Source organism: Alkalimarinus alittae, from assembly GCF_026016465.1.
Classification (GTDB): domain Bacteria; phylum Pseudomonadota; class Gammaproteobacteria; order Pseudomonadales; family Oleiphilaceae; genus Alkalimarinus; species Alkalimarinus alittae.
The window spans coordinates 2,677,959-2,702,400 of the sequence record NZ_CP100390.1; the positions used below are offsets into that span (position 1 = coordinate 2,677,959).

Below are 24,442 nucleotides of genomic sequence, written 5' to 3' on the forward strand. Positions count from 1 at the left end.
TAAAATAATTTCAAGCATGACTGAAAAGTTTAACTAAACAAAAAATGCGCACGAGCTAATGCAATTGGTTCATTTCGTGATTTCTGCCAAGCGGTGACAATAACATTGGCAACTCGGCTGCCCTGTCGCGTTAGCTTACATTCAACATAAGTATCTCTGTCTAACCCTGCTCGTAAGTAGTCTAACGAGATATCAACGATCTTAGGTAGCTTGGGAGTATCCTGAAACATCACCAAATAAAGTGATGCCGATATTTCCATAAACCCACCAATTACACCGCCATGAATCGCAGGCAAAATAGGGTTACCAATATTGCTTTTTTTACGGGGTAGTTTAAACATTACCTCATCACCGAAACGTTCACACTCAACACCAATCGTGACAGCGTACGGTATTGTCGCAATCAGCTCTGAATAGTCGCCACTATCATGAGCCCGTGTTACTAACTCTCTTAAATCCATTACACCTGCCCTTGTTGGTTAGCATCTTCATTTGAACGTTCTTCTAATAAGTCAGTACCCATGATCATTTGTCGAAAAGGGAGCGGTGTAGCCTCTGCCCCTATTCTCATAAACGTTGCAACACACTGAGCCACAGGCTCTTCGTTCGCGCCCTGATATGCGAGGCATCGTGTAAAGATAATATTTTTGGTTATTTTATAGCAGGTCGCTTTGGCAAATACCGATTCACCTGGTGCTGCGGCATGCATATAGTCAACACGTAAGTCCAGTGTCGGACACAGCTCGAATTCTTCTAAACCGCAAATCACAACAGACCCTGAGGCAGTATCCATTAAGGTCGTTATAGCCCCCCCATGAATAACCCCAGTGTATGGATTACCAATTATCGCATCTGAGTAAGGTAATTCTAGAATCAACTGATTAGGTACCGCCTGAACGGTTTTTATACCTAGTGTGTTACATTGAGCTAAAGAACCGACAAACCGAGATACCTTGCCGAACAAAACGGGATCATTTGTCATAAACTATTACTTCTCTTCATCAAAACTTTTACCAGAACGTAAAACCCATAATGCCTTAGAGTAAAACTCTCGCTGGTATAAAATAACTACGACCGCTGTAGTCGCTACTATAAAAGCAATCGGGTGAATAAACCAAGCCAAAACAGCAAGGGCATAATAATATGACCTTAGCCCTAGGTTGAACGTATCACCCGCTAGGTTAGCTAGCTCTGCTGCGCTATTTGCAAACGCTTTTCGTGCAGCAGGACTGACCTTTTCTTCATTTACTAAAGGCGCACTACCCACTAAGACAGAACAAAAATTATATTGCCTCATCGACCATGTGAATTTAAAGAAAGAATATACGAATACAATCAACAGCGTTGCCAGTTTAAGCTCCCACATGGTTCGTCCGTTATTAGCAACGATTGGCAAATCCTGAAAGATAGCCATGGCCTCATCAGCGTAACCAATCGCAGTTAAAATACCAGCCATAATAAGCAAGCTGCTTGAGGCAAAAAAAGCACCATTTCGCTCAAGATTACCCAAGACTGATGCATCTGCAATTCGGTTCTCACGCATTAATACGCGCCGCATCCAGTCACCTCGATACAAATCAAGCGTACTCGATAAGGTTGGGTATTTTTGACTATGGTAGTCTGCATAGTAGCTATAGCCCGCCCAAATAAGCACGAACCAGCTAATGGCGATCATATCGAATAGGTAATCTGAAAACATCATTCCTTCTTATTAAAAATAACGCAGTATTAATCGCATGGTTAAGATTTGAGGCACTATAGTCCTCTCATCACCGACTTTCAACGAAAGCTTGTTACTGCACCTGTGTTGTTCAGGTATAGATAGGGTTAGCAAAACATTAATAAAACCTCGACATCTATTGCAGTTTAAAGCCTAAATTGGTCAAAATGGTGTAAATACATGAACATTACTATTTCAGAGGTAACAATGCTCAGGCTTATCACCATACTTTTTTTAGCGGCCCTATCGACAGCGTGTGCCGTAAACCCAGTGACAGGCGAACAACAATTGATGTTTTTGCCCGAAGGTCAAGACGCAGAAATAGGTCAGTCTCAGTATAAACCGGCACAGCAATCTCAGGGCGGATTATATTATCTAGACCCAGAGCTGACCCTTTATGTTGCAGGCGTAGGTAAAAAGCTAGCCGCAGTCAGCGACCGTCCTGACCTTCCTTATGAATTTGTGATTCTGAATAACTCCGTCCCTAATGCGTGGGCTTTACCTTCGGGTAAAATAGCGCTAAATAGAGGGTTACTCATTCGACTAGAAGATGAAGCACAACTCGCTGCAGTGCTTAGCCATGAAATTGTTCACGCTGCAGCACGCCATAGCGCCCAACGTATGCAGCAAGGAATGATCGTTCAATACGGCATGATGGGGCTTGGCATGGCAGCCGAAGGAACCGACTATAAAGACCTGATTATTGGTGGCGCAGCCATGGGCGCACAATTAACCATGGCTCAATACAGCCAAGACCATGAGTTAGAGTCAGATCAATATGGCATGAAGTATATGGCCAAAGCCGGTTATGACCTTAATGCAGCGGTTGAACTTCAACAGCTTTTTGTTGAGCTATCTAACAACCAGCAATCCAATTTTTTGCAGGGGCTATTTGCATCTCACCCCCCTTCTCCTGACCGCGTCAAAGCAAACCGCGAGCATGTTACTGCGTTTGCCTCTGCAGGTAACTACCGCGGAAAAACTGAATTTCAAAAGCACATGAAATACCTTTTAAGCAAGACTAATGCGTATAACGCCCAAGACAAGGCAACTGCATTAATAGCTAAAAAAGAATTTACTGCCGCAATGACCGAAATTGAGAAAGCCATTAAAGCTGAGCCTAATGAAGCCCTTTTTTATGCCACTAAGGGAGACATTTACAGTGCTCAAGGCAAAGACGCTTTAGCGGTTAAACAATACGAAAAGTCTGTTTCGTTATTCCCAGAGCAGTTTTCAAGCTATCTAAAGAAAGGCATATCAAACGAAAAACTAGGTAACCTTGAACAAGCCAAAAAAGATTTTACACGTAGCGCGCAACTACTTCCTACGTCTGTTGCAGAGCTAGGTCTAGGTAATATTGCTCAGCTTCAAGGCGATCAGCGCAACGCCATTTTGCATTATGGCAAAGCCTCTCAGGCTGAAGGCCGCAATGGCCAAAACGCGAGAATTAAACTCGCTAAGCTTGAGCTACCTAATCAGCCTGATAAATACATTAAGATCAAACACATGCTAGGAAAAAACCGAGAGCTTCAGGCCTATGCTGAAAACCATAGTGAGATAACAGTGATAGAAATTGAAGTTGAGTCTACAGTGACTGATGCAACGGGAAAGTTAGTCAATAAAGAGCGCTGGAGAATAAAACAAGCCATAAAGCCTAGGAGCCGAAGCCAAATTGAAAAGGACCCGACAATCGCAACTCTGCCAGAAGGTTATCGCGTTTATTCGAAGATACTGTCTGCGGATATCGTAAAGTAGCGTTAAGATCACTTGAGTGGGGGGTTAGCCCCACTTGAGTGATTTTCTACGCGTGAACAATAATGCCGCAAAGCCCAATGAGAAAATTCCAAACGAACTTGGTTCGCTAACTGAAACCGTATTCACTCTACCCACCAATGATGCAACACTTGACTGATTCTCAACGGTGCTAAATATGTCCGATAGCACGCCATTAGTAATAAAGCCAAGAATCTCAAACTCATACAACGTATTGTTAAACGAAAACTGATTAGTCGCATTACTGACTACTTTAATCCGATCATTTGAGCATGTAGGGCTTGAGGTGCAATTATTTGTTGTTTCTGTATGATCGAACAAAAACGACAGGTCAATTGAATCGTTGAGTGTTGGCGTGCTTACCGCAACACCCATCTTTAAGCTAGCCTCGTAAATAGAGGTGCCTCTTTTCATGACATAGTTATGATGGGTAAAGTCGCCTAACAAGAAACTCTGGTCGCTTATTACGTCAAACGTCGAGTTATAGACCTCAAGTTCGTAACCACTTTGCTTTTCTTTAACAGGCACGCCCCAGCTAATCACTTCGTTTCCGGCAATACTATCATTGCCCGAATACACAATATTTGAGCCACTCACTGGGTTATACCAGTCTAGCTGTGTCACGTCTAACTGCAACGGTATCGCCTGAGCACTTGACGCAGTGAATGCACCTACAACAGTTATAACTTTAATTATTTTTTTCATCATTACCATCTTTTGAATTCTATAAGCTAATTATATTGAACAACCACCGAACAGAACACTCTCACGCTGTTAACTTTTGTAAAATCGTTTATTCAATTCTCCAATACATTACTTAAAAGCATCTATACTGCCTTATAAGTAGTTATTGTTTTATAGTTAGGCATGAATCATGCCCTAACAATATAAAACGTAGAGGCAAGTTGTGTTTTAACATAGTAAACCACACCGTTTTGCTGTTCATGGTCATTTAGTTTAATTCTTCATAAGGTGATAGAAACTTGTTGGGTTTTCCATTCAAGAGCAAGAAGCGTTCTAATGTTAAAGATGCTAACAGTGTCTTACAGTCGATAACACAAAAAGCTGACTGGACAAAAATTATTGCGGCACTCCTTATGGCCAGTTTTTTAGTATTAATTAACTTATCTGGATCATTGCGACTACCCGAGCTATTGGTGTACGACAAACTAGTGTTTAATAGTTATGCAACACCTCAGTCAAACCACGTGTTATTGCTTCAGGTAGCACCTCAAGAACAGAATAGCTCACCCGATTTCATCGCAGGTATTATGCAGCGCTTACTGCCGCTGTCACCCAGCAAAATTGTGCTTATGCATTCATTGACTGAGTTTGATCAAACTCAGTTAAAAAAATGGTTAGGCCACGAACAAGTGATGTACGCACCGATAGTCAACAGAACTCTTGAGGATGGTGGCGTTGTTGGTTACCAATACGAAGCGCTTATACCCTCGGCTTCACCGTTAGGTTTTGCTCTACCCGCAACATCAAGTTTTGGTATCACTCGCAGCATTCCGCTAGAGCTTGTAACCAATGGAGAAACACTCACTGGGTTTCAGTCTGTCATCACTCAAACAGACCGTCAGGCAAACCCTCTCGTCATCAACTTCAACCAAGGCTCTCAGCCTATACCGAGATATAATGCTGAAAAGCTAATTTCAGTTGGGATGATCGAGGAGTTAGTTAAAGATAAAATCATACTCATCACCCCTCCGCTCAACAACATTACCACGGGGTTAACAACCCCATACAATAATTATGCTGAACCACTATCCCCTAGCCTTGTACAGGCAATGGCACTTAATACATTAATTAATCAAACAGATATCGGCATGCTAAAACCATGGCAAACAGCAATGGTGTGCGTATTGTTGTTTTTCTTCTATTTGTTTACGTTTCAGTGGCTAACGATACGCTTGGGCATCATCATCATTTTTACGTCGGCCATATCACTTCTTTTGATAGACTGGTACATAGTGAGCTTTCACTATTTTTACCTGCCAGTATTTAGCTTCATCGTATCGATCATCGCGGCATTATCAACAGCGATACCGCTGCATCGCATCACAGAACAGAACATTATTGAAACGTTGCGCTTTAATATACTTTCGCAATTAAAATCGAAAAAGACACCGCATAGTTTTTATCAGGTAGAAGACCCATGGAACCAAATCATCGTATTCATTAATCAGCATCTATTGTTGAACCGCTCTATTCTGTTAGAGCGCGTTGAAAACGACCATCGAGTCAAAGAGATAAAGAGTCTAGGCTGTAGCATTTCTGACATTGCTGAGCGCCGCCGTGATTATCAGCGTTACCCTTACGACCAATCGTTGCTGCAACAAATACCTTTGGACCTTGAAAACCGTCATTATTTTAAAGAGAGTTTTGAAGGCGAAAAGCAATACCTTATTCCTCTTCGCTTTGCAGAGGAAGTACTAGGATTTTGGGCTTTTACAGTGATTCCCGACGATAACTGGGATCAGAACAAGTTCTTTTCAAATATTAATATTTTTGCAAAACAAATAGCTCACCTCATTCACAACCGTAAAACGTTTAACTATGAAGACCGTATTAATAGAAAACTCGTCACTAAGTTATTAAATTTTAACTTAGGGATGAACAATCATAAGTCATTAAAAACCGCCGTTGATGGCTTAGACCATAGACTTCGCGTCATGGAAGGCATATTTGATGGCATGAGTTCTGCGGCAATTCTGTATGACCTTTTTGGTCAAATCATGAGTAGTAACCAGTTGATGGATCAATTAGCCCTTGAGTCTCACCTCTCTATTTATGACCTGACCTCACTTGATCTTATCACGCAAGCTTGCGGTATCAGCCAAGACGAAGCTAGACGCAGGTTACGGCATGTCGTTATGAACTCAGCAAGTGTTGACCTTCCATTAGCCGACTTAATTGAATCGCGTCAGTACCTACTACGCATACGATCAATAAAACCACAGCCTCAAACGACTGGCTCAATTAATGATAGCTCTCTACCGTTTGAGTTATTAGGTATTCTTTTCGAGTTTATCAATGTAACCCCCATTCAGCAGAGGTTTACCACCGACATCGTAGCCTATGAAAACCTATATTCTATTCTAAGAAACGATCTTAGCTCGCTCTCTTTATGCCAGCTTCAGTTAAGTTTATCGCCCGATGCAGATCAGAAACTGATGACTCAAATCAGCCAAACATTGCAACACTCTAGCGAAATATTGAGCAATGCCGAAACGCTGCTTAATGACGCGGCTAATAATCAAGCGCCTACAGGTAAGCTACTCCACCCCCTACCGTTACTTAAGCGAGCATTGCTTGAGTTTAAAGAGCCCGCTGCACAAGCTAAAATATCGTTTAACACTGCATTACCTTCATTTACCAGCCTTATTTTTATTGCTGAAGATGCGCTTGATAGCCTTTTAAGGCATAGCCTAAACTTACTGGTAAATGATGCAATACCTGATACAGAAATTAAGGTAACGCTAATAGAACAGCAACGACAAGATGACCTGATGCATGATGGCAGCATCCTGATTACAATGAGTAATTCAGGCTATGGGATACCCCAAAAAGAGCTCGCAGCCCCCCGTATCGATACGAGCTATATTGAAACCGACGCCCTATCGTTATTCAAAAAAGCGGTTACAGAAGTGCATCAATGGGCGGTAACTGTCGATAGTGCTTCTGAGGTTGGGAGCGGCTTTGAAATCACTATTGTGCTACCTGTTATTAACTTTTACAAACCCGCAGAGATCTAATGAATCAACCTATAAACAAAAAACGCGTGCTACTAGTAGAGGATGATAAAATGCTCTCTATGATGACTATCGCCTTTCTTGAGCAGCAAAACATCGACACAGTTCATGCACGGGATGGTCAAATTGCATTACTAGCGTTACAAGAAGAGTCCTTCAACGTAATCATCAGCGATCTAAACATGCCTCAAACAGATGGCTTATCATTTATAACTGAGCTTAAGAAATTAGGGCATACAACCCCCATTTTTGTTACAACAGGGGTAACAAATAAGCGTATTCATGAAGAGCTATATGAACTCGGGGTCGAGAAAGTATATGTCAAACCATTGCTCCCCCAAACTTATAGTGAACTGATAGAACGTATCAAGCAGTATCTATAATGACGATATTCCCACTGCCACTATTTCCAGACGGAGGACTTGCTAGCTCTGTCGTTGTCACCGTTTGGGTTGGCATTTGGGTCGTTGCATTTCTTAACCTGCGCTTTGGTTTTGCACTATCTGGGCTTGTTGTTCCTGGTTATCTCGTACCACTGCTTATCGTTAAGCCTCTTAGCGCGGGTGTTATTCTTATAGAAGGGATAGTTACTTACTTTATTACACTACTATTGGCTAGCGGTACGATGCGGCGGCTAGGCGCCAGCGAGATGTTTGGCCGAGACCGTTTTTTTGCTTTAGTCTTGGTCAGTATTTTGGTGCGTGTGGTTTTTGACAGTTGGCTATTACCCTGGCTAGGTCAAGAGCTAGTAAATGCTGGCGTCGACTTTGATTACCGAAACAATCTACAGAGTTTTGGCCTTATTATCGTCTCTTTGATCGCCAACCAAATGTGGAATGGTGGGGTTAGAAGAGGCAGCTCATCGTTACTTTTATACCTGGGCATCACCTACCTGATTGTTAACTTTTTGGTGATCCCCTATACCAACTTCAGTATCTCAAATTTGAGCTTCATTTATGAAGACATTGCGAGCTCGATTCTAGCAACACCAAAAGCCTATATCATTTTGCTGACAACCGCCTATATCGCTTCAAAAATGAACCTTCGGTATGGCTGGGAATTCAACGGGATACTTATTCCTTCTTTACTCGCGCTTCAATGGTACGAACCCAGTAAACTGCTGGTGACGTTTGTTGAAGCGTTTATCATTTTAGGGCTTGGCAGAGCATGTCTTAAACTTCCGTTGTTTGCGCATTTTAATATGGAAGGCTCTCGCCTGCTGTTGTTTTTTTTCAACCTCAGTTTTATGTATAAATACCTACTAAGCCTGATCCTCATTGAGTGGTTTCCAGAAGTAAAAGTCAGTGATTATTTTGCCTTTGGCTACCTTTTGAGTACGCTGTTAGCATTAAAAATGTTTCAGAAAGACATACCGACACTGGTTACACGGGCAACACTTCAAACATCAGCCTTTGCGCTGATATTCGCTAGCATCATTGGTTATGCGCTAACGTTAATAGACCTTTCTCCTAAATCATCATTCGGTACTAGCCGCTCTGCGGCTGTTATTAAACTATCAGAGCAGACACAAGACCAACTAGTGATCGAAGGCTATTCCAATTTTTATCAATCTCGAACAATGCAATATACCCCGCCAACGTTGCAAGACCTTGCTACTTATGAGCGAGCCTTTATTGCAATCAGGCAAGCGTTGCAATCTCCAGTTCGACCGCTGTCAGCAAACACCCCCAAGCTGACTGAAGCCTTCGCCCTACTCTCAAGTATTGATGTTGATATCATTCACACCCCTGAAAACTCTTTAATCATTAAAGATAGTCGTCCAGAGAGGGCCGGCGGCCTTGTTGTGGTCAACCTGAATGAATCAACAGGCCTGACTCTCGAAGTGCCTGCGCCATTAAATGAAAACGGCATTGCTGATCTCGGTCTAAGAATGTATGACCGCCTTAATGCCAAAGCCTTAATCTATGCAGGCAGTCATCGCTTCCAAGACCCTCTTAGACAAAGTGATATGTTGAATGTTCCTCGTAGTTTCTTTCAAATAGCTCATGAACGCCTGAGCGAACGAAATGTACTTCAACTAAGAGGCTATACCCGAACCGCAGCCCGTGAACTTTACGGTGAACGGTTTGATGATGAGCTATTAACTGCTCAAGCCATACCCAATAAACTCTGGATTAAAGAAAGCCTCCCAGAAAGTTTGAATATCACCCAGCTTAAAGCAAGCTTAGGTGATTTTTCTGTCAGCTGGAGCCCACCTATTTTTTCTAATAGGCAACGAGAATATAGTCGGGAAGGGTTTGCAGAACTCATGCTAACCAGTGCGGGAATAAGGCAATTAATTGCCAGTTTTGAGCCTGCTGTATCGCCAGATAACAAACCAGAGATTGATATCCAAAAAATTGCGCTGAACGAGTGGTTAACAGCCCATAAAACAACCTGGGCGGGCAAGAACAGTGAGTCTTACAAGCCTGCGAAACTCAATGAGCTAATATTTTTTGATGAGCAAGTGCTAACACCGCTATTTCAATTGATTGATAGCGACCCACTAAATAAAGAGGTAGATGAACTGCGGCAGGCTTTAGAAGGCATTAATCGAATGGCTCAAGTAATGGGCTATAAAATTGTCAATTTACAGCAACCTGACTCATCAGAACGTTTCTTGATTCTTACAGAGCAGGCAGGAGCACAACAACGCTATTGGGGTAGCTATGTTTTCAGACTGGTTAATGCAGCGCCTTACTTTATCGAAGCGCCCCGCCCACTCATTGAGTCAAATAGCTTTGACTATGCCATCAATCTATTTGTCGATTTAAACGCTCAATCACTATTGGTGCCGAGCAGCCACGCCCTAGCAAATGCAGATGGCAAGGCTAATGTACTCGCACGAGACAATGCGGTTACTTTATTCAATCGTGTTCATCAAAGCCTATTGCGACATTATCAATCTGAAACGTCCTTAGTCATCCAAACTAGAGGCTTAAGTGCCAATCAGTGGGACGAGAACAACCCCGTCGATATTCATTTAGCGCTCTGGCAAAATTCCAACACAGAATTTACACCGCCTTTAGTTGATCGACTCACACAACAAATAGCGCTAAGTGGGCTCAGCTTTAACTTGGTAGGCGGAGAAGCAACTGAAGCAGGCTATGAAGATCACCACAGTCTGTTAAGCCAATACATGCCCATCGCTCAGCAGACTGAAATGGTCACACTCTGGCTGTCAGAGCAATTGCGCCGCAAAATAAATCAAGGCAGCGTGACAGCCACTTACCGTAAACAGTTTCTGGCGATGCACGTTGATCTACAGGTCAGAGATATTGAGCACTGGATAAATGCAACTCAACTCAGCAATCAAGCGTTACCGACAAGTGTTTACAACCCGCTTAACGCCTTCATTGATTCAGGTGATATTATCATGCTAGCCAATGGAATATCGGCGTTGGGCTCACTCCAACTTGAATACATCCAAGACACAAATTCTCAGCACTATTTTATAGCCATCACTAACGCTCAAAAACAGTTAGTCGCTCTCGCTAGCATTGACCCATTGAACCCCGAGGAGCACATCGTACTTAATGGCAAGTCATCGGTAGCGGGTTTTATCAAACGGCAGTCAGGCTGGCTTCTGGCAGGAGAGCGATAAGATGAGAATACTTGGCCGTAGCATATTGTTCCTCTGCTTAATCCTTTTCATCGGATTGTGCTATAAACTTTGGCAAGATCTCTACCAGCATGACCATCTCAATATTGCTACACCCTACCCTAATGCGGTGACTGAGCGGAATGATGTCTATCTCTTATCGAATACAAAGGCAGGTTCTCTAACAGCAGACACTGATATACCATCTTCTACTTTGAGTTTTAAAATAGATCAGAGAATTGAACGTTTACAAGTTTCAACGATCGCGCTATTTCCTATACCTGACAACAATCCAGAAGCCTTTAATCAGAAAAATGTCGATATTATGCGTCAGCAAAAACAGTATCCCAGATACTCTATTGAATATACGCTGCTAGATGAACACAACAATCATCTCAGCCAAAATACTTATTGGTTTAATGCCAAACCGTCTCGCTGGGTTCATCAACATGAAAACCAACAAGACGTAAATCTTAAAGAAGACCGCATCGCACACTCTGATAATGAGAACGACTTAGTGCCAGAGATTTTTTTATCTGATTCTAGTGTTCATGCAGGTACTCGACAAACTATCTTTTTACGAATGAGCCATTGGCCCACAGCTCGGAGACTAAAAATTCGCCTGCAGCATCAACCCGCAGAAATCGCTGGCGCGTCTATTTATGTGCGCCAAAACTTTAGTCGTAGCCAAGAAGAGGCTACTACGTTGTGGCGGAAATTAAGTGAGAGTAAACGTACCCGCCTTACAGAAGGCGTCAATATGTACCCCCACTATATCTGGACAAGTGCCGAAATAGACGCTCTATTATCGAACTATTGGCAGCACTTAGGCCCCGATGGCGTTGTAGATGTGGATTTCACAACCCTTGGGTTATATCGTGTTACCGATGCACAACCTGCGACAGTAGCCGATAATAGCTCTCCCTCTTTACCCGCCTCAACCTTAGTGGTTAGTAAAGGTCAAAACCTAACGTTTCCTATTCACTCGACTGGTGAAGTGCAGCTCACGTATAGCCCCTTGAACCCTAACATTAACAATCAGGATATTACGCTAACCTTTCACAACCTTGACGCGCCTACCCCTACCATTGTTAAGCAGGCTATCAACCCCACTGTTTCGACTTGGCAAGGCACTATACCAAAGGGTTTACTTGAAATAAGTGCAGATCAGGCACTTGAAATTGAATTTCAGAAAATGCCTGATGAAGAGAGTGAACATCATAAGAAACATTTTAAGCGCTATTTTTTAGTCGGCCCTAATCAACCGCTAACCTACCCCATTGAGCACTGGCAAGGTCAAGCGACGCCTGTGCAAATTAAAACCCGCGCAATTATCAACCCATCAGGTCTATCAACCGACATAAACACCACGACGACCGCAAACTGGTTAACAGATAAAAATACGGCAGTAAATTCTAACAGCCACGAAACACCTTTAAGTCATCGCCTCAGCCTCGACTATCAACCGTCGCGATACGAACGCCTCGCTGGGGGTCAACTGACAATGAATGAAGCCGAGTTCACAAACAGAGTATCTGTCGAAAAGTCAGCCTATTATCTAGCGCCTAGCTCAATCCACACGCTACAAATCACCTCAACTAGCCCAGTATTGGTCGATGTATCAACTCGTCCTTTTAAGCTACCCTTGCTTCGTAATATACCCGATCACAACAGAAGCTGGTTTGACGATGAAAGCTATATCCCTACTTGGTTTAACCTTCGACCTAATGATTATCATACGCTGATCAGTCAAGACCAGAGTGTCATGCTACGCACTCAACATCGCCCTCTGATAGACCGTGAAGCAAGTTTGAATGAGCAGTTTACCAGTGAGCAAATCCCACCAGATCAAGCTCAGTCAAACCTTAACCAGATATTAGTGCCTGAAAGTAGTGACGAAAAGCTATCTACCGCGTCGCCTGTTCGACGATATCGACAGCTTAGCCCAGCGTCTACTCAATTAAACCAACCCAAAAAGCTTAACTTTTCAAACACCAGTAGCCATCGCACGCTATCCCCATCATTAGTGTATACGAGTGAGAATGGTAACCCTCGAAAAATAGATATTGCGTTAGATAATCAGGTTATTCATTCACAATGGATCACCGGAAAATGGGGCAAAATCACCTTACCTCAAATAACCAAAGGTTTACGTTCATTAGCGATTCGCGGCTCTACCGAACAATGGTTTACCAACCAAGTGGATTTTAAAATTGGGGAGCGCTACTTGATTCAAAAAGATGCGTATTCCCTAACAAAGCAGCAAATGACCTATACCATTAATAAAACCACTGCCGATACATTGCTTAACTTCACTTACTACCGCGAAACTACAAACAACGCCATTGAAGACACGCTTATTGAAGTGAGGCTGCTAAATACTAAACCCAATGATTCGGCTGAGAAAAAATTAAGCAATAGCATGACCATTCCGATTAGACACTGGCGTTTAGCACCCTCATCAGGGTCAGGGTCAGAATCAAAAGAGCATGGCCTAATGTTAAATCGGGGGGATCGAAAAACAGATACGGGTTCACACTTTGTTTATCGATTGGGCGATGACCTTCCTGTTGGGCAGTATCAAGTTCAGTTTAGTCTGCTCGAAGGCTCTGAAGGTTACTTTAACGTATCTCGTCTAACGCCCATAGAGGGAGTCGAGATTGACTATTTTAGAGAGTCCAATGATGCCTATTAACAACATCAAACGTTGCATCCAATGGTTGGCAGGGTTTGTGATTTTGGGGTGCAGTATGTCTATTCAAGTTAGCCACGCAGGCAGCGTTACTTGTGGCGCAAAAGAAGCACACTCTATTAAGTCACTTTCAGCCTTGCTAACGTCTCAAAAAGACATCTCTTTTGAACCCATTGCTCAAGAGCGCTACCAACATGCAAAAGCGCTTTTTAGTGCGCTATTTAACATGTCAGACATTGAGTCGGCATCGCTCCCCGTCAACGGTTTACCCGACTCACTCAATACGCTGTCTGACTCAGCAGGCTTTTGCCTGCAGTGGTTGAGGGTCAAGCACATGAAACAAGCGCATCTTGTACTACTATTAATGGAAAGAGAGGAAACAGCTAAAGGTCAGGGAGCTTATCTGTTTGCGATGAACAAACCGCTCAAGTTTGTTATTCAAGCCCCACACCAATACTTTGACTATAAGTCTGGGCATTTAGCCTTGCAGCTTTTCTTTGAACAAAACCTTCGCGCGGTGGCCCTGAATACCGTTCACAGAAACCAAACAGACCAGTCTGATTTAGCCCATCAGGCAAACAGTTTATTTTCTGCCTTTACTGAGGCTCTCCCCCACAAAAATACAGAACGATATTTAATACAAGTTCATGGCTTTAGCAAAAAAAACAGACAAACAGCAGAAGGAAAAACAGCAGATATTATACTCAGCAATGGTTCTCGATCACCCTCCACTTTTTTAATCAACGCCCAAGCTCGTATGGCCCAAAAAACCGGCTTCAAGACGTATCTCTATGGCGCTGATATCGATGAATTGGGTGGCACCCAAAACAGTAGTTTGGCGATATTGGCTAACACTCATCAACAGAGCCACTTTATTCACATGGAACTCTCAGCAGAGGCCCGCAATAAACTCAGGCTATCGCACGCCCTACGAGAAGCATTGTGGAGTAGCTGGCCATAATGAAATACAGCATGAATAAACTAACCACAGCACCACTAGAGGTATTAACAGAGGGCTTTAAAGCGCTATGTCTATTGGCGCTATTAAATTGCCTCCCGGCCAGCGCGAAAATGAACTTTCCAGCCGATAAGCTGCACTGGGATGACGCACCCAACTGGGAGTACGCCAAAGGCACGGTATCAAAGGCTTATATACAGCATTCAGACTGGCACGCCGTTACATTACAACCTAATGCGTCTGTTACTTACCGTATCCCCCGCAACGCGTTTACACGACTTGTTAGCGACACTGCACAAGCACCCGATAGTATTACGCTTTTGAGAGGCGATGGGAACGGCCTGTTTAGCCCACTCAACCACGTTAGTAAAATAGACAACAGCCTGTTGCTAATGCCCGAAAATAATTATTGGCAGCTTTTAATCCACAATACGAATGATAAATCCACCACGCTATCTGTCATGACCAGCAGAGTGACTGGCCAAAAAAACGTCCCGCTAGCTCGGGAGTTAATCGCACCTAACAATAGCCAAACAGGCTGGTTGACGACGCCTCACCTTAGTCAGCGAGACAAGTATGCTTATACTAACGGTGAGTCTTCAATCACCTATTCTGTAGAAGGCCCTTTATTTGTCGAAGTCGAGAGTTTATTGCTTGAGACAGGTATCGATGAAGCCCTACCCAGTTACCTAATTAACACTCAGCTTGATGGTAAACCTTGGCAGCAGTGGCAACACGAAGCCGCTCGCTACCCCTTTATCCGTCGTAGCAATGAGCTACCCGCCACCGACCAAAACGACAACATTGAGTTCAAGACCAGTACATATACGGAGAAATATTACTTACAAATACCCGAAGGCGAGCATACATTAAGTTTCACGTCATTTCGGCCAATGGCTCTGCGTATGTTCAAAGACTCACCTTGGGGGTTATCTAGCAACGAGGATTTTTTATACCCTAAACTTAAAGAACATCAGCAACGCCAAATCGATTATCAACAAGGGCTAAACCGCTTAACCGATGCCTTATTGTCACACTCTTCTGCAGAGTCTGATCAGCTGCTCGGCCGTTGGAAAGATCAACAGACCTTCCTAAAGTCTATACAAGAACGATCTGTTAATAGACTACAGTTCTATCGCCCTTTGACTGCATCAACGGTTTCAACTGCGCCACTCAATGTATTTAACCTTAAGCCTGTCGTCGCGAAATACACGTCCATCCAAGAGCACCCCGCGCTATTGAATAATGAAGCTAACAACGACGATTCAACAAGCACCTTTACTGAACTAAGGGCAAACCAACACGCTTCGTTTTCGCTTCCCCCATTATCAGGCCCAACAACACTAAGGGTTCGTTTAGCCGGCCTTAACAACCAAAGCACGACTTTTTTGCTCACTAACCAAAAAGGTGAAACCAGCACCATTGTTTATCACCCTGAATTCAAGACTACATTGCTCGACTCAGCAACTCAGGATTTAAAAGAAGACGAAGTAGCTGCAGCAGAAGCGTTTATTCCGCTGACAAGTACGACAACAACACTCAATATAAAATCACTGTCTGACACTACCAGCATGCTTCAACTAGCATACCTCACGACTAGCACGCCTAGCCTATCTGCTGAAGAGCTACCACAAGTCTTAACCCAGCTTAGCGAAGGTCACAGTGCTGATATGATTGCATTCTTGCGGGGGCGTTATCACGAGCCGAAGGGTGCCCCAAGTGAGAGAATAAACGATCGCTTACTGCAGTTATCACTGTCTAAGCTTGCTCACAGAATTCAGGTACGGTCAAAGCAGTTCGAACAAACAACGCCCACTCTCGACCCTAGTTTGCTTAACAACGTCCCCGTACCTGTTCGGTGGCAAGAAACTGTACAGGTACTAGTTAAACAGCAGTCTTGGGCAAATGCCATTGAGCTTGTTTCGCCGTTAGCCATGCATAAAGACCTTACTATTCGCTTACCGGCGGCTAATATTCTGTCGGTTTTATTACTAAAGTCAGGTGAGTTTTATCTTCACGAGCAATGGTTGCTCAAGATACTGAAGTCACCAGCATACGAAGATATCGCTAGCGACGCAGAACAAGCGCTTGTTAGCCGTTATAAACAACAAGGTCGTATGGGTGCACTTGAGAAACTGTCAGCGTATCGCTTTAACGAAACGGCTGAAATCCGCTATCTAATGCTAATGGGGGAAAGCTTATCAAACGAATCTAATCTGCCGCTAAAGCAAACAATAGACACCACCTATAACGTGCTAGCATTGAAACAAAACACTGTTGCTCCATCGCAGCGATTACCAATACCACCACCACAACCACAACCAAACTCAACTGCCCACTCACATTTATGGCAATCACTGCAAAGCGATACTTTTTCGTCTGCTTCAGCTGTTTTGCTTTATGGCCATGCGCTCGATACTTACAGTTACCGACTCGTAGCCAGTCCAACCCAGCCACTGGTATTTACCGTTAAGGGGCCAGCAAGACTGACTGTCAGTTACCGATCACTCCTTCATCAAAAAGACCAGAAAAGCCAAAATAGCTGGATAACGTTACGCGATAATCAACAAACCCGTTATATTCCAACGTTCTCCTCCGCCCAATCAAACGAGGTATCGTTAATCGGCTCAGACAAGAAGGTTGGCGTGGAGCAGCGCTTTGAATATGAAGTTGGCGAAGGCACTCACCAAATAGAACTCCACCCTGAACAGGGAGATATTGCTATCGGACTATCCACTCGTTCGAGTGATGCAAAACGTATCAATCAGGTAGCTGTTAACGATACTAAAAACCCGCTAAGCCTTACCAATCAAGATATAAATACTAGCCTTGATGTAAACAGCCATGACGAGCTAACAGCCTCGACTAGCATAGCTAGAGCACTACTGCGTTTGATTTGGACCATAGAGCATCCCCAACAAAGTCAAACCAATCAGAGTGACGGTTTATCCTTAAATGACAATCTATCCCTAGTGGCACAGGGTAATCACTTAATTCAGCAGCAAGCAAAAAGCCCGCTGCTAAATCGCCTAAACCAGCGACTCAACAAATACACTACATGGCGACTTGAGCAACAGTTAGTCGACAGTGCCGGAAAGCGCTACATACAATTTGAGCATGCTCCCGTATCAAACCCAAAAACACAGATAAGACGCAGTTTAAGCGGGCAGCAAGATACGTCTAGCCAATGGTTGTCTGCATTCAACGACTCGAACGTTAGCATCAATAGCACCAGGCCCATTGATCTAAAATTAGAGTTGAAACAGCTATTGCCGTTTAACGCTTACACGGCAGACGGTGCAACGGTCCAAATATGGTTAAACCAACAACTTTACCAAAACGTCTATTTGACGCCGAACAACCAATTTAAGACCTTAACGCTGAATCTAAAAGCAGGTAGCCATCAGCTTCGTATGGCTATGTTAAATGCAACATCAGACCAACAAGTCGTATTTAGAGCCCTTCGCAAAACCACTAACGATCAATGGGCTCTCATTGAGAATCCCGTCAAGCAAGCCTATTCAGTTAGTTTGGAAGACAGCCCTGTGAAAGTATTCGCTGCTGCTTCCCAGTGGCTTCGCATCGATGATGTCGAAAACGATCAGGTTTCCAGTAGCTACCACTTCCAACAAGAGAGCGGCATCATCACGCTTTTACCTAAAACTGGCAAGACAGAACGTCTAATAAGAGTCTATACCCTTCAATCAAAACCAAACTCAATCGAATTACCGGCAAGCACTCTACCAATACATCTGCCACCTGCGCCCCCTATTCCATATACCCCCATCGCCAGAGAGTGGGCACTCGAAGATAGTTTAGAGCTCGGTGAAGAAAACGAAGGTACTTGGGGCGGCTACCTAAAATATACCAACCAAGCATCGATCGACGAAACTGATAGCGATGAAGATGATAACAACGCCTCATTGAATGCCTTTCAGGTTGGGCACCTATATAGAAAAAAATTAAACGATGACCGATATTGGACTACGCCCTCTGGCGATTGGCGCAGCGACGCCTATTGGAAAAGCGATACATTTTTGCGCCACACCAACGATAGCGGCAATACTTTAGGCACAGAGCAAAGGTATATGTTAGCAGACTCGCTCACTGACTGGCGCCTCAGCCTAAAGGCGAAAGCACAGTATTTTCAAGCCTCTAACGGCGTTAGTGATGATGTATTAAATATCTATACAGACGCAGAGTACCGGCATGACTGGCAGTTCAACCGCCAACATAGTCTTTATGCTTCTTTAACAGGGTTTGTTCGTTTTCTAGATAATGACTCACCCAATGGGCCCGACTTTATAGACCCTTTAGTTTATAGCGACTATAAGCGCGACCACCTCTATGGATGGCGCATGGCCGGCCTTTGGCGATATCGATTATGGCAAGACAGCCGCCTTAACATCGGCGCTAAGGTCGTCAGTAATGAAAAGCTAGATACACTCGACCAAATGTCTGTTCAAGCAGGCTACCAGCAATATTATAAAGGGCTTACTGCGGCATTAGCATTTCGCCATATTGAGCGTTTTAGTGACGAAGATCGTCAAAAATCCAGCCAACAAAATGAAGTTAAAGGTAGTCTTCGCTTTCACCAATGGAACAGCGCGGGCAACGAGTGGTATGGCGCACTGAATTTGACTCATAACATAACCGACAAAGACAACGCACTAGCGCTAACCATTGGCTTTAATCATAGCGACGGTCGAGGTGTAACAGACTATTTACCCACCGTGCTTCCGATGCGAGGCCTGTATCAGCAACAGAGCACACATCAGCAACAAATGAATACACTATCGGATCAGCCCTCACTATGACCCAGTCACTGAATAGTAAAGCCTTGAGCAAACAGCTTAACACTGTTCTCTGTTTAGGGTTAACCGACCTAAATCAACGCCTTGAAGGTAAAAATATTGAGCGGTGCACAATTGACGCCAGAGCGTTTGTTCAAAGTCGAAATCGTTCAGATAGCGAGCTTTTGGCAACCATCGTTGATTTTCTAACCGCTGAACTTAAGAAACAATTAGAAATTCTCGACCAGCATCAAAAACATTATCAGACATTTTTAAGCAACAGCCGCAATGCGGTAACAGAGCTTGAGCGGCAAAACTATATTTTACAGTTTGCAAGCCAGCTTGGAGCAAACCAGAAAAAGCTAAAGGGTGACGAAGCGTCCTTCAAACGCTATTTCGGTATCGATGCGATATCTGAACGCTTTACACGGTTGAATAAAGATAATGAACATTACATCACCTTTATACTCGACCGCTTGGCACATATTACTAGCCACTGGTTTTCTGAGTTGAATGAACAAGAAATAAAGCAACGTTGGCAGCAGATTCAACTTGAGCCCCTGCTCGTAAATATGCTGACACACGTTCAAGAAGATCGACTCAAGCACGCGACGTTCAAGTGTTTAAGCTTCATCATTCGCCGCTTAAAAGGCAACCATGCCGACTACTTAGGCAGCGCCACTACTCATTATGTCTATCGTTTCGCCCAAGATTACCGTCAACCCATCTGGACGCAAGTTGAAGCAGCCGCGTTGATTGCAGAAATAGAACCTCAGAGTCTGTTATCAATTGCACAACGGCATTTTGAACAGGCAAAAGTTGATGATCTCATTTTCTTACGTCGACACTTGCTAACCGTTATCGCAGACCACGCAAGCGAACATACTCCGCTCTATAGTATTGTTCCTTTAGCGCAGCATGATCCCAGTGACTTTGTGCGCCAAGGGCTGGTCAATATACTGCCACGTTTACCAAGCGCTCTAGCGTTACAGCTGATGACCCCGCTAAGTGAAGACAACAGTGAGCAAGTACGCGGCAGTTTAGTACTACAGTTGCCTATATTAGTCTCTCAGCCAGAGTTAGTAGAAGCCTGCAGTCAGCAGATACTGATCTTTCTCGACCCTATACAAACGCCATTTGTTTTGCGGACCGCGCTGCATTCCAGCGTTGATTTTTTTCGAGCTATTAGCCAGGTTTCACGATTGGAACACACGGTTGATAATCTCACCGAACAGCCTATTTACGCCCTATTAATCGAGGCAATGACTGCATTACACACCCAGCATAGCGAAACCAAAGTCAAACGTTGGGCCGCCAATGCACGAGAACAACTTTGGGCAACGGTGTATATACTAGCCCGTGAGAATGAGTTTGAAGATGCTCAGAAAGTAATGGACAAGCTCTCACTCGAAGACCTACCGCTTGGAAAATCACGCCGTCTTCCCAGAGCAATAAGAAAGCACCTAAGTTCTGAATCCCAAGCACACTTATTGGCCGTTCAAGCACAGGATGGGTTTGGTTTTGATATCGCATCAAACAAAGTGATAAGGGACCATAAGGTTAAGTTCCGCCTCTGGCGTTTCATTCACGAACTACGCCATAGCGCGACAGACAAACGGCAGAACTATTCACATATGTCAGGTCGAGTTTATTATGGCGAGCAGCATATCCCTTCAAATATTGTTTCTGAATGCAGCGCCACTAAGGTACCTGGCGAACCGTTATTTCAAGAGGATGAAGAAGGTTGGCGTCCGTATCTGCCATTAGTAGACCAGATTATTTCTTCACTTGATCAGGGCTGGCCGACACAACCTATTAAGATCACCACCAGCGAGGGCATAACATGGCTCACCCCTCCCAGCTCACTTTGGCGTCGTTTAAAAGCTCGAGCCACATTAGTCTGGCATTTCAAAACCTACGCGCAGTTACGTAACTGGTCAGAGGGAGATGCCGAAGCACCCGACGCCTATTTAAAAGCCATCGTTGCGCTAGGTTTTACCATACAACTAACACCGCACACAGACCATAACAATAAAGCCTTTAAACTAGATCAACAGGTTCAACGGTTTTTCCCAGTGGTTCTGCCTCCCTGGTTTATTGATAGTTGGCGCCAATTTGAGAATTACTTTTTTTCTGTTTATCAGAACAGTCTCAATCATTTGTTAATTTTTTGCGGCGGTTTATCCGCGATATTTTTTGGCAGCCATTTACGATCAAACTGGCAAATGCGCAAAGCGCGCGCCGCTATTCCACTGGTGATTGGTGGCTGGGGAACCCGCGGCAAGTCAGGCACAGAAAGGCTTAAAGCCGCCCTGTTTAATGCTATGGGTTATCATGTGGTCTCTAAAACATCCGGCTGCGAAGCCATGTTTTTACACGGTACCGCCTTACAACCTCTACACGAAATGTTTCTTTTTCGGCCTTATGACAAAGCAACTATTTGGGAACAAGCACAAGTCGTCACGCTATCAGAGAAATTGGGCGCTGATGTATTTTTATGGGAATGCATGGGGCTGACACCTCGCTATATAGACATTTTGCAACAACAATGGATGCGTGATGATATTGCCACCATCACTAACTGTTACCCTGACCATGAAGACATTCAGGGGCCTGCCGGTGTAGACATACCAAGGGTGATGAAAAAGTTTGTTCCCAAGAACAGCATATTAATTACCAGTGAAGAAAACATGCGCCCCTTCCTTGATGAGGCCGCGCGTGAAAAACAAACCGAAATGCATAATATTAATTGGTTAGATGCTGGCCTACTCACGCAGGACGTATTAAGTCGGTTTCCCTATGAAGAACACCCTTACAATATTGCGCTAGTGATGAAAATGGGCGAGCTCTTAAACTTACCGCCAGAGTATTGCCTTAAAGAAATGGCTGACCGTGTCGTACCCGACTTAGGTGTACTTAAAATTTATCCGGTGGCACATGTTAACGGTCGATATTTGGGTTTTATAAACGGCATGTCGGCTAACGAACGCTTTGGAACCCTGAGTAACTGGCAACGAGTGGGCCTTTACGATACTCATATTGAGAATCAGCCCAATATTTGGGTATCTACCGTCGTCAACAACCGCGCCGACCGAATTGCTCGCTCACAAGTATTCGCCCAACTGCTGGCAGAAGATATTGGTGCCGATAAGCACTTTCTCATTGGCTCAAACTTGGACGGTCTACAGAACTATATCGACGCAGCCTGGGATGACTATATTCAGGAACTCAGCGTAACAGACCCGATGGCTGATCAAACTCAAACTAACGAAAAAATAGCCGCCACATTCTGTGAAATCGCCAAACGTCTCAGGGTGCCATCAGACCAAAATCAGGTAAACCTGCGATTACACGCCATGCTAAAAGGTGTAGAGCGGCCAATCAACATTTCAGATGAACAACACAACACCGAACAGCTAACCCAACAGCTAGAAGCGCATCTAACTAACAGTAATTTGGTAGAAGAAAACAAGCAGAGCATTCTGCAGCAATGGCAACAGGATAATACTGAATTGACAGCAATGAGCGTGCTGTTAAACGAACTTAATCATGCGAGTACAAGTGATCTTCACCCTCTGATAAAGAAATGCCAACAACAGCTCACTAGTTGGTTTAAGTCACGCTTTGTAGTCGTGCCTGACTTTTATACAAACGGCAATCAATTGGTTACGATTATCGCCAACCACACCCCAGCAGGTCTCACCAACCGTATTATGGGGTTACAGAACATTAAGGGAACAGGGTTGGATTTTGTTTATCGATGGCAATCTTGGGATCGCACCCATGCACTTTGTGAACAGCTCAATGCTGAAGATGAGCTAACCGCTAAAAGTGCGGTTAGCGATCTGGCACGAATACAAGATTTTGGTATTCTCGACCAACAGAAAATCATTGATTCTATCGAAACCGTAAAACATAAGCTGATCGCACAAACCGAACAGTTTCAAGCTGAGCTCGAACTCATAAACGATAACCTTACTCGTAATCTACAAGGGTCAGAAGTCAAATCAAACACCGAACATCACCGAGTTAACCTCTACATTATTAACTTTATCGAAGCCCTGCTCGACCCTGGGCAAGCTATAAAACGCCGAAAAGCTGCTAATCAAATTTATCAAGATTTAGCAGATGAGCGAATTAGTCATGCACGTGCAGCCATCGCGTTACAAACCCTCAATAAAAATCAAAAAGGAGGATGGCTGCTTAAAGCGCTTAATAAAAACTAAGTTTGGCCTCCTTCAGATGATAACAATTGGTGTATCTGTCGAGCGGTTTGGGCTGGTTTTTCTTGCATAAAACAGTGTCTGCCTGATACTGACTCAATAGTGATCATCGGGTTTGATTGCTCGAGTGTTTTTGCCGACTTTAAGACAAACGGATAACTCCTATCACCGTAAATAATATGGGTAGGCGTTGTAAGGCGGTCTAGCGAAGACCATAGCCGCTTTGGAAAAGATGCAAAAATAGCCGACTCTCGGCGTGGAGGGCACTTTAGTTTTAACCCACTTGGCGTTTCTTTAAGTGCATGATTAACATAAGACCACAAACAAGCATCTTCCCAACCTTTAAACATGCCCCTTTGATGAAAATAGTCAAATGCCTCTTGTCTATCATTCCATTCGCTGCGACGACTTTTAGCCCTTCTCGCTAGAGAAGTGAAATTTAGCAGCCCTAAAGGCTCAGATAGTACCGCCACTCTCATCAGTGATTTATTTAGAAATACAGGGTCTAACAGTAAGCCACGAGTGAATAGTTTGGGATGGTTTGACATCATCAATGATGACAACACCGCACCAAAACTATGTCCCATGGCTATGGCAGGTACATTTGGCCAAAGCTTTTGCTTAAAATGCTGCCAGACCTCGACACAGAGTTCGGCATTTTTATTCCAACCTCTAAAATGACCACCCACATCACTATCGCCATGGCCTTGAATATCACTAATAAAAATATCAAAGTGTTCAGTCAGTGAATCCAGCATGGTTTCATACACTAAGCCGCAATAACCGTTACCGTGAAGAAAGTGAATGACCGGTTTGCCTGTTACCTCAGTATGAAAGCCTCTAACGACAAATCCGGCAGAGAGCTGATATTCCCACTGTGTAAGTTTATTTAGCATTAAGGTGTCTCTCTATTTAAATAACAAA

13 protein-coding genes are annotated in these 24,442 nt (G+C 43.8%); 8 read left to right on the plus strand and 5 right to left on the minus strand.

Features of this window, described 5'->3' with window-relative positions; genetic code table 11:
- Positions 1–29: 29 nt before the first annotated feature.
- The 3 genes from NKI27_RS12230 to NKI27_RS12240 are packed head-to-tail and all read right to left on the minus strand — an operon-like array spanning position 30 to position 1,702.
- Complete coding sequence (locus NKI27_RS12230) at positions 30–461, minus strand: PaaI family thioesterase (RefSeq protein ID WP_265046332.1); 432 nt, start codon at positions 459–461, stop codon at positions 30–32.
- A complete protein-coding gene (locus NKI27_RS12235) occupies positions 461–982 on the minus strand; it encodes a PaaI family thioesterase (RefSeq protein ID WP_265046333.1) in 522 nt (173 codons plus the stop codon). The genes NKI27_RS12230 and NKI27_RS12235 overlap by 1 nt, the downstream gene beginning before the upstream one ends.
- Positions 983–988: 6 nt before the next feature.
- Positions 989–1,702: a DUF599 domain-containing protein gene (locus tag NKI27_RS12240; RefSeq protein WP_265046334.1), complete on the minus strand. Its 714-nt coding sequence runs from the start codon at positions 1,700–1,702 to the stop codon at positions 989–991.
- A gap of 198 nt (positions 1,703–1,900) precedes the next feature.
- On the opposite strand from NKI27_RS12240, the gene NKI27_RS12245 reads away from it, so the two are divergent.
- Positions 1,901–3,475 carry a M48 family metalloprotease gene (locus NKI27_RS12245; RefSeq protein WP_265046335.1) on the plus strand — a complete coding sequence of 525 codons (1,575 nt, stop codon included), beginning with the start codon at positions 1,901–1,903 and terminating at the stop codon, positions 3,473–3,475.
- A gap of 24 nt (positions 3,476–3,499) precedes the next feature.
- Here the strand turns inward: NKI27_RS12245 and NKI27_RS12250 are convergent, their stop codons facing one another.
- Entirely contained in the window at positions 3,500–4,198 is a 699-nt protein-coding gene (locus tag NKI27_RS12250; protein ID WP_406803156.1) for a THxN family PEP-CTERM protein, read from the minus strand.
- Between the two features lie 278 nt (positions 4,199–4,476).
- Between NKI27_RS12250 and NKI27_RS12255 the strand changes: the two genes are divergently transcribed.
- Genes NKI27_RS12255 through NKI27_RS12285 form a run of 7 tightly spaced genes read left to right on the plus strand, consistent with a single transcriptional unit; the run spans position 4,477 to position 23,521 of the window.
- The gene (locus NKI27_RS12255) at positions 4,477–7,254 is read left to right on the plus strand and encodes a sensor histidine kinase (RefSeq protein ID WP_265046337.1); all 2,778 of its coding nucleotides are present in this window, start codon (positions 4,477–4,479) and stop codon (positions 7,252–7,254) included.
- Positions 7,254–7,634, plus strand: a complete 381-nt coding sequence (locus tag NKI27_RS12260; RefSeq protein WP_265046338.1) for a response regulator — start codon at positions 7,254–7,256, stop codon at positions 7,632–7,634. Before NKI27_RS12255 ends, NKI27_RS12260 begins: the two co-directional genes overlap by 1 nt.
- Complete coding sequence (locus NKI27_RS12265) at positions 7,634–10,855, plus strand: poly-gamma-glutamate biosynthesis protein PgsC/CapC (RefSeq protein ID WP_265046339.1); 3,222 nt, start codon at positions 7,634–7,636, stop codon at positions 10,853–10,855. The genes NKI27_RS12260 and NKI27_RS12265 overlap by 1 nt, the downstream gene beginning before the upstream one ends.
- Before the next feature lies 1 nt (position 10,856).
- The gene (locus tag NKI27_RS12270; RefSeq protein ID WP_265046340.1) at positions 10,857–13,547 is read left to right on the plus strand and encodes a hypothetical protein; all 2,691 of its coding nucleotides are present in this window, start codon (positions 10,857–10,859) and stop codon (positions 13,545–13,547) included.
- Entirely contained in the window at positions 13,534–14,505 is a 972-nt protein-coding gene (locus NKI27_RS12275; RefSeq protein ID WP_265046341.1) for a hypothetical protein, read from the plus strand. The genes NKI27_RS12270 and NKI27_RS12275 overlap by 14 nt, the downstream gene beginning before the upstream one ends.
- Positions 14,506–14,516: 11 nt before the next feature.
- Positions 14,517–19,319, plus strand: coding sequence for a hypothetical protein (locus tag NKI27_RS12280; protein ID WP_265046342.1), 4,803 nt, complete (start codon positions 14,517–14,519; stop codon positions 19,317–19,319).
- Positions 19,316–23,521, plus strand: a complete 4,206-nt coding sequence (locus NKI27_RS12285; RefSeq protein ID WP_265046343.1) for a hypothetical protein — start codon at positions 19,316–19,318, stop codon at positions 23,519–23,521. The genes NKI27_RS12280 and NKI27_RS12285 overlap by 4 nt, the downstream gene beginning before the upstream one ends.
- Here the strand turns inward: NKI27_RS12285 and NKI27_RS12290 are convergent.
- Positions 23,518–24,414, minus strand: coding sequence for an alpha/beta fold hydrolase (locus NKI27_RS12290; RefSeq protein WP_265046344.1), 897 nt, complete (start codon positions 24,412–24,414; stop codon positions 23,518–23,520). The genes NKI27_RS12285 and NKI27_RS12290 overlap by 4 nt on opposite strands.
- Between the last annotated feature and the right edge of the window lie 28 nt (positions 24,415–24,442).